The organism is Streptomyces sp. NPDC086766 (assembly GCF_044746005.1).
Classification (GTDB): domain Bacteria; phylum Actinomycetota; class Actinomycetes; order Streptomycetales; family Streptomycetaceae; genus Streptomyces.
Genome location: NZ_JBIVBI010000005.1, coordinates 57,656 through 70,737, shown reverse-complemented (window position 1 = coordinate 70,737; position 13,082 = coordinate 57,656). Strand labels below are relative to the sequence as shown.

At 71.6% G+C, this 13,082-nt stretch carries 12 protein-coding genes; 7 read left to right on the top strand and 5 right to left on the bottom strand.

Going from position 1 to position 13,082, the window contains the following annotated elements; genetic code table 11:
- The first annotated feature begins 54 nt into the window (after nt 1-54).
- A complete protein-coding gene (locus tag ACIPM1_RS11035) occupies nt 55-1,128 on the top strand; it encodes a DedA family protein (protein ID WP_402432033.1) in 1,074 nt (357 codons plus the stop codon).
- Between the two features lie 54 nt (nt 1,129-1,182).
- Here the strand turns inward: ACIPM1_RS11035 and ACIPM1_RS11030 are convergent, their stop codons facing one another.
- Both ACIPM1_RS11030 and ACIPM1_RS11025 read right to left on the bottom strand, forming a co-directional pair.
- Nucleotides 1,183-2,886: a threonine/serine exporter ThrE family protein gene (locus tag ACIPM1_RS11030; protein ID WP_402432030.1), complete on the bottom strand. Its 1,704-nt coding sequence runs from the start codon at nt 2,884-2,886 to the stop codon at nt 1,183-1,185.
- Between the two features lie 112 nt (nt 2,887-2,998).
- Nucleotides 2,999-3,490: an inorganic diphosphatase gene (locus tag ACIPM1_RS11025; RefSeq protein WP_402432923.1), complete on the bottom strand. Its 492-nt coding sequence runs from the start codon at nt 3,488-3,490 to the stop codon at nt 2,999-3,001.
- A gap of 79 nt (nt 3,491-3,569) precedes the next feature.
- On the opposite strand from ACIPM1_RS11025, the gene dacB reads away from it, so the two are divergent.
- The 6 genes from dacB to folE all read left to right on the top strand — a co-directional run bounded on the left by dacB (nt 3,570) and on the right by folE (nt 11,382).
- The gene (gene dacB, locus ACIPM1_RS11020) at nt 3,570-5,201 is read left to right on the top strand and encodes a D-alanyl-D-alanine carboxypeptidase/D-alanyl-D-alanine-endopeptidase (protein WP_402432027.1); all 1,632 of its coding nucleotides are present in this window, start codon (nt 3,570-3,572) and stop codon (nt 5,199-5,201) included.
- A gap of 79 nt (nt 5,202-5,280) precedes the next feature.
- Nucleotides 5,281-6,414, top strand: a complete 1,134-nt coding sequence (locus ACIPM1_RS11015; protein ID WP_402432024.1) for a zinc-dependent metalloprotease — start codon at nt 5,281-5,283, stop codon at nt 6,412-6,414.
- Nucleotides 6,415-6,606: 192 nt separating this feature from the next.
- A complete protein-coding gene (gene tilS, locus ACIPM1_RS11010; protein WP_402432021.1) occupies nt 6,607-7,725 on the top strand; it encodes a tRNA lysidine(34) synthetase TilS in 1,119 nt (372 codons plus the stop codon).
- Between the two features lie 110 nt (nt 7,726-7,835).
- A complete protein-coding gene (hpt, locus tag ACIPM1_RS11005) occupies nt 7,836-8,396 on the top strand; it encodes a hypoxanthine phosphoribosyltransferase (RefSeq protein ID WP_356190753.1) in 561 nt (186 codons plus the stop codon).
- Nucleotides 8,397-8,579: 183 nt separating this feature from the next.
- The gene (gene ftsH / locus ACIPM1_RS11000) at nt 8,580-10,622 is read left to right on the top strand and encodes an ATP-dependent zinc metalloprotease FtsH (RefSeq protein ID WP_402432017.1); all 2,043 of its coding nucleotides are present in this window, start codon (nt 8,580-8,582) and stop codon (nt 10,620-10,622) included.
- Nucleotides 10,623-10,776: 154 nt separating this feature from the next.
- Nucleotides 10,777-11,382 (top strand): GTP cyclohydrolase I FolE, encoded by a 606-nt coding sequence (folE, locus tag ACIPM1_RS10995; RefSeq protein WP_402432014.1) that lies wholly within the window; start codon nt 10,777-10,779, stop codon nt 11,380-11,382.
- A 43-nt stretch (nt 11,383-11,425) separates the two neighbouring features.
- Here folE and ACIPM1_RS10990 read toward each other — a convergent pair whose 3' ends face one another.
- The 3 genes from ACIPM1_RS10990 to folB form a co-directional block, all read right to left on the bottom strand.
- Nucleotides 11,426-11,914: a DUF3180 domain-containing protein gene (locus tag ACIPM1_RS10990; protein WP_402432011.1), complete on the bottom strand. Its 489-nt coding sequence runs from the start codon at nt 11,912-11,914 to the stop codon at nt 11,426-11,428.
- A gap of 100 nt (nt 11,915-12,014) precedes the next feature.
- A complete protein-coding gene (gene folK / locus ACIPM1_RS10985; RefSeq protein WP_356190741.1) occupies nt 12,015-12,626 on the bottom strand; it encodes a 2-amino-4-hydroxy-6-hydroxymethyldihydropteridine diphosphokinase in 612 nt (203 codons plus the stop codon).
- Nucleotides 12,623-12,982, bottom strand: coding sequence for a dihydroneopterin aldolase (folB, locus tag ACIPM1_RS10980; protein WP_356190739.1), 360 nt, complete (start codon nt 12,980-12,982; stop codon nt 12,623-12,625). Before folB ends, folK begins: the two co-directional genes overlap by 4 nt.
- Between the last annotated feature and the right edge of the window lie 100 nt (nt 12,983-13,082).

The window sequence follows — 13,082 nt, the reverse complement described above, 5'->3', positions numbered from 1 at the left end:
TGTGCGCCCGCACCCCCGACGCCGTACCTCCCACCCCCTCAGGAGCCCGGAACCGTGATGACGCTTGCCCTCGGCCCGAGCTGGCTCGATCCGAACCACCTCCTCGACACGTTCGGCATCTGGGGCCTGCTCCTCATCGTCTTCGCCGAGTCCGGGCTGCTCATCGGCTTCTTCCTGCCGGGCGACTCCCTGCTGTTCACCTGCGGTCTGCTGATCACCTCGCACCAGATGGACTTCCCCCTGTGGGGCGCGATCGCCCTCATCTGCGTCGCCGCGATCCTCGGCGACCAGGCGGGCTACATGTTCGGCAAGAAGGTGGGCCCGTCCCTCTTCAACCGCCCGGACTCCCGCCTCTTCAAGCAGGAGAACGTCACCAAGGCGCACGAGTTCTTCGAGAAGTACGGTCCGAAGTCCCTGGTCCTGGCCCGTTTCGTGCCGATCGTGCGCACCTTCACGCCGATCGTCGCGGGCGTCAGCGGCATGAGGTACCGCTCGTTCCTCGTCTTCAACGTCATCGGCGGCGTCCTGTGGGGCGCGGGCGTCACCCTGCTCGGCTCCTGGCTGGGCAACATCGCCTTCGTCAAGCAGAACATCGAGGCGATCCTCATCCTGATCGTCCTGGTCTCGGTGGTCCCGATCGCCATCGAGTTCCTGCGCGCCCGCTCGCAGGGGAAGAAGACCCCGCAGGAGCCGGCCGCCCCGTACCGGCAGCAGCCGGCCGGACAGCCGGTCATGGACGACGCGACGACCCGGCTGCGCCGCGTCGAGCCGTCCTACCAGGACCAGGGCCCCCAGCACGGCTACGGCGGCCCCCAGCAGCACCAGCCCCAGCAGTACCCCCAAGAGCCGCAGCACTACGGCGCCTACGACCAGAGGTACTACGACGGCGGGCAGCAGGAGCAGCACCAGCAGCCGCACCACCCCCAGCACCAGCAGCCGCAGTACCCCTCGCACCAGCAGTACCCGGACCAGCGGTACCCCCAGCAGCCGTACGACGGCCGGCCGGGCGCCCATGGGCAGGATCAGAGCCGGCGCCAGGCCCCGGGCCACGACCCGCGGCAGGACCAGGACCCGGGCCACGACCAGCGGCAGTACCCGTACGACCAGGGCTACTACCGCAACCCCTGAGGCCGTCTTCTCCGGGCCGCCGAGACCCCTGGGACCCGCAGGGCCCCAGGGGTCTCAGAAGCCTCGCGTGCGCTTGGCCGCCCGCCGCCCCGCGGCGACGCCGCCCGGCAGCCTGAGGAACAGCCGCGAGATCTCCGACCCGAGGTTCACACCGATCGCGATCGCCATGGCCAGGGACACCGCCTTGGCCAGGGACACCAGCCCCTTGTCGACGTTGTTCTGGGCGATGGACAGCAGGCCGAAGTACGTCGCCGAACCGGGCAGCAGCGGACCGATGGCCGCGGTCGTGTAGGGCAGCGCCGAGGCGAACCGGTACCGGGACAGCAGCTGCCCGAACAGCCCGACCAGGCCCGCCGCGACCGCGGTCGAGGCCACCGGCGACAGGTCGCCGACGTAGTGCATCGCGCCGTACACCGACCACGCGACACCGCCGTTGAGCGTCACCAGGAGCACGGTGGACCGCTCCTGCTGGAGCAGCACCGCGAAGGTCAGCGACAGCAGCATCGACGCGACGATCTGCAGCACCGGCCGCTCGCTGATGCCCACCGCCGTGTCGGGGTTCAGCTGGGCGCCCACCTTCACACCGAAGTACAGGACCACCAGCACGCCGGTGACGATGCCGACGAAGAAGTACATGACCTCCAGCAGGCGCGCGGAGGCGGTGATGTAGAAGCCCGTCAGGCCGTCCTGCACGCCCGCCACCAGCGCCCGTCCCGGCAGCAGGGCGAACAGCCCACCGGTGATGACCGCGGAGGCGTTCACGTCGACGTGCGTCACCGTGATCGCGACCCCGAGCGCCGCCGGCGGCATCGCGGCCACCGTGAACTGGTAGAACTCCGGCAGCCCGCGCCCCGCGCACAGCCACGCCAGCCGGTCTCCGAGCATCGCGCCGATCGCGGCGGTGACGAAGACGAGCAGTCCACCGCCGACGAGCACGGCGGCCGCGGCCGCGAGCAGCCCGGCCGCCCCGGTCAGGGCCCAGCCGGGGTAGGGGTGCCGGTTGCGGCGGATCTCGGCGAGCCGCCGGTAGGCCTCCTCCAGGGAGACATGGGTCTCCGGGTCGCTGAGGTCGTCGACGAGCCGGAACACGGCCGCCAGGCGCGTGTAGTCCGTGCCCCGGCGGCGCACCGTCCGGGACGCCGTCACGGGGTCGTCGACCAGGGACGGCTGGTAGGTGACCGACAGCAGCGTGAAGGTGACGGTCGGCTCGCAGCGGTCCAGCCCGTAGGACCGGCAGACCGCGAACATCGCCGCCTCGACGTCCTCGGCGCCCTCACCGCCCGCGAGCAGCAGCTCGCCGATACGCAGGGTCAGGTCGAGGACGCGCGGGACGGCCGGGCCGCCGTCCTCCGTCTTGTGCACCGTCTCCAGCGCCGGGCGCTCCGCCACCGGCATGCGCAGCATCGTGCGCATCCGGTCCTGCCAGGGCGCGTCCTTGGTCAGGCTGACCACGGGGATGCCGTTCGGCGGGGTGAAGGCGGGTGGCTGCCGGGCGCTGTAGGTGCTCGGCGGGCTGAACGCGGACCCCTCGGGCTCCGCGGCCGGCGGCTGCGGGACGTCGAGCCCCTTGGGGAGCGCGAACTCCGAGGTGGTCTCCGGCTCACCGCCGCCGGCTCTGGGGGCGGCCAGCCCCTCGGGCAGTGCGAACTCGGACGTCGTGGACGACTCGCCCTCGACGACCGGGGCCGCCACCCCGGGAGCCCTGAACACGCTCCTCGCCTGGTCCGACTGCGGCTTGCGGTCCTCCGCATCCGTCACTGGGCAACGCTCCCTGAACGACACCTTCCGTCAGCCTCAGTATGCGCACGGGCAAGCCGAAGGGCCGCGCCACCCCCCGTAGGGGGCACGCGGCCCGGCGGCAGTGCGCGGATCAGTGACCGCCGTGCTCCTGGGCGCGCTTGACGGAACGCTCGATCTCCGCCTCCGCCTCGGTGCGGCCGACCCAGTTGGCGCCCTCGACGGACTTGCCGGGCTCCAGGTCCTTGTAGACCTCGAAGAAGTGCTGGATCTCCAGACGGTCGAACTCCGACACGTGGTGGATGTCCCGCAGGTGCTCGACCCGGGGGTCGGACGCCGGCACGCACAGCAGCTTGTCGTCGCCGCCGGCCTCGTCCGTCATCCGGAACATGCCGATCGCGCGGCACTTGATGAGGCAGCCGGGGAACGTCGGCTCGTCCAGGATCACCAGCGCGTCCAGCGGGTCGCCGTCCTCGCCGAGCGTGTTCTCGACGAAGCCGTAGTCGGCCGGGTAGCTGGTCGAGGTGAAGAGTCGACGGTCCAGGCGGATCCGACCGGTCTCGTGGTCCACCTCGTACTTGTTCCGCGAACCCTTCGGAATCTCGATCGTGACGTCGAACTCCACCGGTGGCTCCTCCATGATCAACACATAGTTCTGGTGGTTAAGTGTCCCTCACGCACGTGTGTGATCGCGAAAGGGGCTGGTGGTCGTGCCGGAGCTGAGGGCCTGGCGTGCCGCGAGGCCGCGTCTGGCACGGGTCGCGCGGGTCGCACGACCGCACCTCGTACGGGCCGCGCGGGCCGTGAAACCGCAGGTCACGCGGGTCACGCGGGCCGTGGAACCACGGGTCGCGCGGCTCACGCAGGCCGTCGGGCCACGGCTGGCCGTGCCGAAGGCCTGGCGGTACACCGCGGGCGCCGCCACCGCCGGGCTGGCGCTGGCCGCCGGTGTGGTCACCGCCGCGGGTCCCTGGGACTCCTCCGGTCAGCGTACGGCCGAGCGGGACTGGGCCGCCGCCCGGGAACGCGCGGGTGGCGCAGATCACGGCAGCGGTTCCGATACGTCCGATACGTCGTCCGGCACCTGGTCCGGCGGGCCGCGGCCGGCCCCCAGCGCCGCCGCCGTCCTCGTGGGCCTCGGCCGCACCGGCGCCGTCGTGAAGTCGGCCCCCGACGGACCGGCCCTCGCCGACGTCCTCGGCCCGCTCCTGCGGGACCCGGCGCTCGGCACCCACCACACCGCCGAGGTCGTCGACGTCGCCACCGGCGGGCGGCTCTACGGCGAGAACTCCGGCGACGCGCTCACCCCCGCCTCCACCACGAAGATCGCCACCGCCGTCGCCGCCCTGTCCGCGCTCGGCGCCGACCACCGCCTCACCACCCGCACCGCCCTCGAACCCGGCACCGGCGAACTCGTCCTGGTCGGCGGCGGCGACCCCACGCTCACCGCCCGCAAGGACGCCGGCGGCTGGGCGAGCCTGCGCACCCTCGCCGACAGGACGGCGACGGCGCTGAAGAAGCGCGGCGTGAGCAAGGTGACCCTCTCGTACGACACGACCCTGTACGCCGGTCCCGAACTGCACCCCATCGGCGTCAACGAGAACCTCGCCCCGGTCAGCGCCCTGATGGCCGACGAGGCGCGCACCGACGACTCCACCAGCGGCCCCGCGCCCCGCGCGGCGGAGCCGGCGCCGGACGCGGCCCGCACCTTCGCCCGCCTGCTGGCCGGCCGCGGCATCGCGACCACCGCCCCCGGCCCCTCCAAGGCGTCGGCCCGCGCGCAGACCCTGGCGACGGTCGCCTCGCCGCCGCTGTCCGCCGTGGTCGAGCGCATGCTCACCAACAGCGACAACGACATCGCGGAGGCCCTGGCCCGCCAGACCGCCCTCGCCACGGGCGGGCGGGCCGACTTCGACGGCGGGGCCGCCGCGATCGCCACCGAACTCGACCGGCTCCACCTCCCCCTCGGGGGCGCCGTCTTCCACGACGGCAGCGGACTGAACCGCGCCGACAAGCTGACCGCGGACCTGCTCACCGCCCTGCTGACGAAGGCCGGCGACCCGGCCCGGCCCGATCTGCGGCCCGTCCTCACTGGCCTCCCGGTCGCCGGCTTCACCGGCACGCTGAGCGGCCGCTACGCGGACGGCGCGGCAGGGCTCGTACGCGCCAAGACCGGGACCCTGACGGGCGTCAACACCCTCGCGGGCACCGTCGTCGACCGGGACGGCCGCCTCCTGGCCTTCGCCTTCCTCACCGAGAACACCACCGCCCCCGCGGCCGCCCAGTCCGCCCTGGACCGCACCGCGACCGCACTGGCGTCCTGCGGCTGCCGCTGACCACGGGGTCCGGCCCCGCCCCCCGGGGGCCGGACGTCGCGGCCTGCCCCAAGCGGCGGCGCTCACGTACCGTTGACGCATGACGAGCATCGGTGGTGCCGCATCTTCCGGGATGATCGACTGGAACCTCGCGGTCGCGACCGCGACCCGGCTCCTTCGGCCGGGCCCCGAGGTGACCCGCGACGAGGCCCGGGCCGTCGTCGCGGAGCTGCGCCGACATGCCAAGGCCTCTGAGGAACACGTCCGGGGCTTCACTCGTCTGGGCACCGACGAGACCCACGACACCCCGGTGCTGGTGGTCGACCGCCCCGGCTGGGTGCGGGCCAACGTCGCCGGGTTCCGCGAGATCCTCAGGCCCCTGCTGGAGAAGATGCAGGAGCGGCGCGGCGGCAGCGCCGGAGGCTCGGTCCTCGGCGCCGTCGGCGGCAAGGTCACCGGAGTCGAACTCGGGATGCTGCTGTCCTTCCTCGCCTCCCGCGTCCTCGGCCAGTACGAGACCTTCGCCCCCTCCGCCCGCGACCTGCCCGCCGGCGAGAACGGCGGCGGCCGGCTGCTGCTCGTCGCCCCGAACATCGTCCACGTCGAACGCGAGCTCGACGTCGAGCCCCACGACTTCCGTCTCTGGGTGTGCCTGCACGAGGAGACGCACCGCACGCAGTTCACCGCCGTGCCATGGCTGCGCGACCACCTCGAGGGCGAAATCCAGTCGTTCTTGGCGGAGACGGACGTCGACCCCATGGCCTTCCTGGAGCGCATCCGGGAGGCCGCCCAGTCGCTCGCCGGCGGCCGCCCCGAGGGCGAGGAGGGCGACGGCGGCCGGTCCCTCGTCGAGTTGGTGCAGTCCCCGGCCCAGCGGGAGATCCTCGGCCGCCTCACCGCCGTGATGTCCCTGCTGGAGGGCCACGCCGACTTCGTGATGGACGGCGTCGGCCCGGACGTCGTACGCAGCGTCGCGGAGATCCGCGAGAAGTTCCAGCAGCGCCGCGCCAAGGGCGCCTCCCGCCTCGACCTGGCCCTGCGCAAGCTCCTCGGCCTGGACGCCAAGCTGCGCCAGTACCGCGACGGCGAGCGCTTCGTGCGCGCGGTCGTCGACGAGGTCGGCATGGACGGCTTCAACCGCGTGTGGACGTCCCCGAACACCCTTCCGACGAAGGCGGAGATCGCCAAGCCGGCGGACTGGATCGCACGGGTGCACCGCAGGGCCGAGTCGTGAGGAACGTCCGAACGTCGTGAACCCGATCCGGCCGTCGGCAGGCGAACGCTCCGCCAATCACCCGTCCGAGGGACCGTGAGCGATGGGTAGGCGTGCAATGCTCGGGGAACGGCCCGTTTCTGTCACCATCTACATACTCTGAGTGACCGAACTTCGGGCTCACCCCCGAAAACTCCGTGAAGGGAACCGGACATGGGTCCCCATCCTGCGGTCGCGGCGATACGCCTGGCGGTGCGCCGCGTCCTCCACGACATCCTCGACGAGCAAGCCTCGTCCCACGCCGGACCGCCGCTCGCGCGGCCCGCGAAGGCATTGCACGGCCCGCGGCGCGAGCAGCCCCCGCGGCGCGTGCTGCCGGCCCCGCAGGGCGCACCGCCCGCCCCGCACGAGCATCCCCCGTCGCCCCTCGTCCTCGTGGCCTGCTCCGGCGGCGCCGACTCCATGGCCCTCGCCTCCGCCCTCGCCTTCGAGGCCCCCAAGCTGGGCGTCCGCGCGGGCGGCATCACCGTCGACCACGGCCTGCAGCCCGGCTCCGACCTGCGCGCCGACGAGGTCGCCCTGCGCATGCGCGAGCTCGGCCTGGACCCGGTCGAGTCCGTCGCCGTGACCGTCGGCCGCGGCGGCGGCCCCGAGGCAGCAGCCCGCGACGCCCGCTACGCCGCCCTCGACGCGGCCGCCGAACGCCACGCGGCCGCCGCCGTCCTGCTCGGCCACACCCGCGACGACCAAGCCGAAACCGTCCTGCTCGGCCTCGCCCGCGGCTCCGGCATCCGCTCCCTGTCCGGCATGGCCGCGGTCTCGGGGGCCGGCGGCCGCTACCGCCGGCCGTTCCTGCACCTGGACCGGCAGACCGCCCGCAAGGCCTGCATGGTCCAGTCGCTGCCGGTCTGGGACGACCCGCACAACGCCGACCCCGCCTACACCCGGTCCCGGCTCCGCCACGAGGGCCTGCCCGCCCTGGAGAAGGCCCTCGGCAAGGGCGTCGTCGAGGCCCTCGCCCGCACCGCCCAGCTCTCCCGCGACGACGCCGACGCCCTCGACGCCTGGGCCAGCCAGGCCGAGGCCTCCGTCAGGGACGCCGCCGGCCGTCTGGAGTGCGCCAAGCTGTACGCCCTGCCCCCCGCCGTACGCCGCCGCATCCTGCGCCGCGCCGCCATCGAGGCCGGCGCACCGGCCGGTTCCCTGTTCGCCCGGCACATCGAGGAAGTCGACCGGCTGATCACCGGATGGCGCGGTCAGGGGGCCATCAACCTCCCCGGCCGGGTCGTCGCCCAGCGGCAGGGTGGCAGACTGGTGATTCGGCAAGGCTGAATCCCTCCCCTCCCGGGAGGCGGCCGGCCTCTCCGCCGAGGAGGTGCCGGGCGGCCGGTCTCCTCCCCGGAGAGGCCCGGCGAGCCATATGTGCGGAACGACCGAAAGTGATGCGGGTGGACGCGAAAGACATGGGTGCCGACCTCAAGCAGGTGCTCATCACCAAGGAAGAGATCGACGCGAAGCTGGCCGACCTGGCCGCGAAGATCGACGCGGAGTACGCGGGCAAGGACCTGCTCATCGTCGGCGTCCTCAAGGGCGCGGTGATGGTCATGGCCGACCTCGCCCGAGCGCTGTCCACCCCCCTCACCATGGACTGGATGGCCGTCAGCTCCTACGGGGCGGGCACCCAGTCCTCCGGCGTCGTGCGGATCCTCAAGGACCTCGACACCGACATCAAGGGCAAGCACGTCCTGATCGTCGAGGACATCATCGACTCCGGCCTGACCTTGTCCTGGCTGATCTCCAACCTCGGTTCCCGCGAGCCCGCCTCGCTGAAGGTGTGCACCCTGCTGCGCAAGCCGGATGCCGCCAAGGTCGCCATCGACGTGGAGTGGGTCGGCTTCGACATCCCCAACGAGTTCGTCGTCGGCTACGGCCTGGACTACGCCGAGAAGTACCGGAACCTGCCGTTCGTCGGTACTCTCGCGCCCCACGTCTACGGCGGATGACCCCGAAGGGCCCAACCTCCCTGCGGTGATCGGGAACCCCGGGGGCCCTCCGGCCGTTGGAGGATGCAGACGGCAATGCCAGCTGCCGTGCGGCTTCGGGCCGCAATGCTGGGGTACCGTCAGAAGAACTGTCTTATCAAACTCACTATGGCAGGAGGGACGGGGCGGCACCGCTCCGTATGGATGGACGTGAAGCGATACTTCCGTGGGCCGGTCATGTGGATCGTGCTGGCCGTCCTTGCCGTGGTCGTGTTGATGCAGGTCGTCGGCTCGTCCGGCGGCTACAAGACGGTGGACACCGGCCAGGTCGTGGCGGCGATCAATGACAACAGAGTCCAGTCGGCCAAGCTGACCACAGGCGACGAGCAGACCGTCAAGGTCGAGCTCAAGGACGGCCAGAAGGTCGACGGCAGCTCGAAGATCCAGGCGAGCTACATCGGCGACCAGGGCGTGACCATCGCCAACACGCTGCAGACCAAGTACCAGGACAAGCAGATCCCCGACGGCTACACGGTCTCGCCGTCCAAGCAGAACCCCTTCCTGGGCGTGCTGCTCTCCCTGCTGCCCTTCGTCCTCATCGTGGTCGTCTTCCTGTTCCTGATGAACCAGATGCAGGGCGGCGGCTCCCGGGTCATGAACTTCGGCAAGTCCAAGGCCAAGCTCATCACCAAGGACACCCCGAAGACCACCTTCACGGACGTCGCGGGTGCGGACGAGGCCGTCGAGGAACTCCACGAGATCAAGGAGTTCCTGCAGGAGCCGGCGAAGTTCCAGGCCGTCGGCGCCAAGATCCCCAAGGGTGTGCTGCTCTACGGCCCGCCCGGCACCGGCAAGACCCTGCTCGCGCGTGCCGTCGCGGGCGAGGCCGGCGTCCCGTTCTACTCGATCTCCGGTTCCGACTTCGTCGAGATGTTCGTCGGTGTCGGTGCCTCCCGGGTCCGTGACCTGTTCGAGCAGGCCAAGGCGAACGCCCCGGCGATCGTCTTCGTCGACGAGATCGACGCGGTCGGCCGCCACCGCGGCGCCGGCCTCGGCGGCGGGCACGACGAGCGCGAGCAGACGCTGAACCAGCTGCTCGTCGAGATGGACGGCTTCGACGTCAAGGGCGGCGTGATCCTCATCGCCGCGACGAACCGGCCCGACATCCTGGACCCGGCACTGCTGCGTCCCGGCCGCTTCGACCGCCAGATCGCGGTCGACCGCCCCGACATGCAGGGCCGTCTGGAGATCCTCAAGGTCCACCAGAAGGGCAAGCCGGTCGCGCCGGACGTCGACCTGGCGGCCGTCGCCCGCCGCACCCCCGGCTTCACCGGTGCCGACCTCTCCAACGTCCTGAACGAGGCCGCGCTGCTCACGGCCCGCAGCGACAAGCGGCTGATCGACAACCAGATGCTGGACGAGGCGATCGACCGCGTGGTCGCGGGCCCGCAGAAGCGGACCCGGATCATGTCGGACAAGGAGAAGAAGATCACCGCGTACCACGAGGGCGGTCACGCCCTGGTCGCGGCGGCCTCGCCGAACTCCGACCCGGTCCACAAGATCACGATCCTGTCGCGCGGCCGTGCCCTCGGCTACACGATGGTCCTGCCGGACGAGGACAAGTACTCCACCACGCGCAACGAGATGCTGGACCAGCTGGCCTACATGCTGGGCGGCCGCGCGGCCGAGGAGCTCGTCTTCCACGACCCGACCACGGGCGCGGCGAACGACATCGAGAAGGCCACCGCCACCGCCCGCGCCATGGTCACGCAGTACGGCATGACCGAGCGTCTCGGCGCGATCAAGTTCGGCGGCGACAACACCGAGCCGTTCCTCGGACGTGAGATGGCTCACCAGCGCGACTACTCGGAAGAGGTCGCCGCGCTGGTGGACGAGGAAGTAAAGAAGCTCATCGAGAACGCGCACAACGAGGCCTGGGAGATCCTGGTCGAGAACCGCGACGTCCTCGACAACCTCGTCCTGGCCCTGCTGGAGAAGGAGACGCTGGGCAAGGAGGAGATCGCCGAGATCTTCGCGCAGATCGTCAAGCGCCCGGCGCGGCCGGCCTGGACCGGTTCCTCCCGCCGCACGCCGTCCACCCGCCCGCCGGTCCTCTCCCCGAAGGAGCTGGCCCTGACCAACGGTGCGAACGGCGCCACGCCGGCCATCAGCACCGTCAAGTCCACGGCGACCGAGCACGGCGGCCCGGCCACCGAGCAGGCACCCGAGGACCGCCGCGAGAGCTGACGGAGCTCACCCTGCCGGACCCCGGTGGTCACACCGGACCGGAATGGATGCCGCGGCCCCCAAGGTTCTAGCCTTGGGGGACGCGGCATTTCCGTATGTCCGCTGATGAGGCGCGTGGCCCACACGCGTGACAAGCACAGGAACGAGGCTGCAGATGACCGACCCCGTGACGCTGGACGGCGAGGGCCCCATCGGCGAGTTCGACGAGAAGCGCGCCGAGAACGCCGTACGCGAACTCCTCATCGCGGTCGGCGAGGACCCGGACCGCGAGGGCCTCCGAGAAACCCCGGGCCGGGTGGCGCGGGCGTACAAGGAGATATTCGCGGGACTGTGGCAGAAGCCCGAGGACGTGCTGACGACCACGTTCGACATCGGACACGACGAGATGGTCCTGGTGAAGGACATCGAGGTGTACAGCACCTGTGAGCACCATCTGGTGCCCTTCAGGGGAGTCGCCCACGTCGGGTACATCCCGTCCGTGAGCGGGAAGATCACCGGGCTCTCCAAGCTGGCCCGGCTGGTGGACGTCTACGCCCGCCGCCCCCAGGTGCAGGAACGACTCACCACGCAGATCGCGGACTCGCTGATGGAGATCCTCGAACCGCGCGGCGTGATCGTAGTCGTCGAGTGCGAGCACATGTGCATGTCGATGCGCGGCATCCGCAAGCCCGGCGCGAAGACCCTCACCTCGGCGGTGCGCGGTCAGCTGAGGGACGCGGCGACGCGGAACGAGGCGATGAGCCTCATCATGGCCCGCTGACCCGAGCGGGCGGCTGGGACGCCTCAGGCGCCCGGGCGGCCGCTCACGCCGCCGGTTCCGCGCCCGGGGGGTTCTCGTCCTCGTCCTCGGGGAGTTTGCAGACGCGTTCCAGGAACATGGCGGCCGCTATCACGGCGATGCCCGCGAGGACGGAGAAGGCGGCGTAGAGCGCCTGGTCGCGGCGGGCGGGGATGTCGAGGAGTTCCAGCAGGAAGACGCCCGTGCCGCCGTACATCCCGGCGACGAGGGCGGCCACCAGGGCACTGGCCTGGCCGAAGACGACCGCGCGGGCGGCCATCAGGGGGTCGACGCCCTTGGCGCCGGGGCGGCGCTCGCGCTGGGCTCTGAAACGGGCGCGCAGCGAGAGCGCCGTGGACAGCAGGACCGCCGCGATCAGGGCGAGGACGATGGGGGCGGCCAGCGGGACGCTGGGGAGTGTCCCCACCGAGTTCCACAGGCGGGCGCCCGCCCAGGACAGCACTCCGGCGACGACGAACACGCCGGCCAGCACCCTGATGCGCAGCTCTTTCACGGTGTCCCTTCAGCTCCCCCGGACTGTGGCCGGTCGTCGGCGGCTCGCCCCGGTCCGGTCCCCGGCCTGGTCGCGCCTGGCGTCGTCTTGACCTTAACGACTACTCGGGCAGCCGGAGTTCCAGGTCGGCGCGCGGCTCGACGCCCGCGGGGGTGACGGCGGCCAGGAGGTCGGCCACGGCACCGCGGCCCGGGAGCTGCGCCTCCGGGTCCACCTCGTGCCAGGGGGCGAGGACGAAGGCGCGTTCGTGGGCGCGGGGGTGGGGGAGGGTGAGGTGCGGGTCGTCGGAGACGAGGTCGGCGTAGGCGACGATGTCGACGTCGATGGTGCGCGGCCCCCAGCGCTCGTCGCGGACCCGGTTGAAGGCCTCCTCGATGGCGTGCGCGCGCTCCAGCAGGGAGGACGGCGGCAGGGTCGTCTTCAGGACGACCACGGCGTTGAAGTAGGACGGCTGGGTGCCGGGCTCGACGCCCCACGGCTCCGTCTCGTAGACGGGGGAGACCGCCTTGATGCGCACGCCGGGCGTGTCCTCCAGCGCGTCGACGGCTCCCTGGAGGGTCTCCAGGCGATTGCCGAGGTTGGAGCCGAGGGAGATCACGGCCCGTTTCGGGTTGGACAGGGTGGTGTCGGCGGCGTCGACCTGCTCGACGACGGAGGCGGGCACCGGCTGGACGGTCGGGTCGCTGTGACCCTGGAGGGAAGGTCGGGTCATGCTCGGCTCCGGGTGATGGTGACGGTCACGTCGTCGAAGGGGACGGTGATCGGTGCGTCCGGCTTGTGGACGCGGACCTCGACCTCCTGGACCCCTTCGTGCTTCAGGCAGGCCTGGGCGATGCGCTCGGCGAGCGTCTCGATGAGGTTGACGGGCTCGCCCTCGACGACGGCCACGACCTCCTCCGCCACGATGCCGTAGTGCACGGTCTTCGCCAGGTCGTCGTCGGCGGCGGCCGGACGGGTGTCCAGCCCGAGGACGAGGTCCACGACGAAGAGCTGGCCCTCCTCGCGTTCCTCGGGGAACACACCGTGGTGCCCGCGGGCCTTCAGGCCGCGCAGCGCGACACGATCCACGCGAATCACTCCTGCAATCGTCGGTGACGGCCGGTCCGTACCGAGTGCGGGCGGTGCGGCCGGTCTCGGACGAATCTACCTGCGGGCACGGACAGCGCCA

What these genes read in the sequence shown, in the direction of transcription:
- ftsH (WP_402432017.1), top strand. Translation starts at nt 8,580, where the DNA reads ATGGACGTGAAGCGATACTTCCGTGGGCCGGTCATGTGGATCGTGCTG.
- tilS (WP_402432021.1), top strand. Translation starts at nt 6,607, where the DNA reads ATGGGTCCCCATCCTGCGGTCGCGGCGATACGCCTGGCGGTGCGCCGC.
- folE (WP_402432014.1), top strand. Translation starts at nt 10,777, where the DNA reads ATGACCGACCCCGTGACGCTGGACGGCGAGGGCCCCATCGGCGAGTTC.
- folK (WP_356190741.1), bottom strand. Translation starts at nt 12,626, where the DNA reads ATGACCCGACCTTCCCTCCAGGGTCACAGCGACCCGACCGTCCAGCCG.
- hpt (WP_356190753.1), top strand. Translation starts at nt 7,836, where the DNA reads ATGCGGGTGGACGCGAAAGACATGGGTGCCGACCTCAAGCAGGTGCTC.
- ACIPM1_RS11015 (WP_402432024.1), top strand. Translation starts at nt 5,281, where the DNA reads ATGACGAGCATCGGTGGTGCCGCATCTTCCGGGATGATCGACTGGAAC.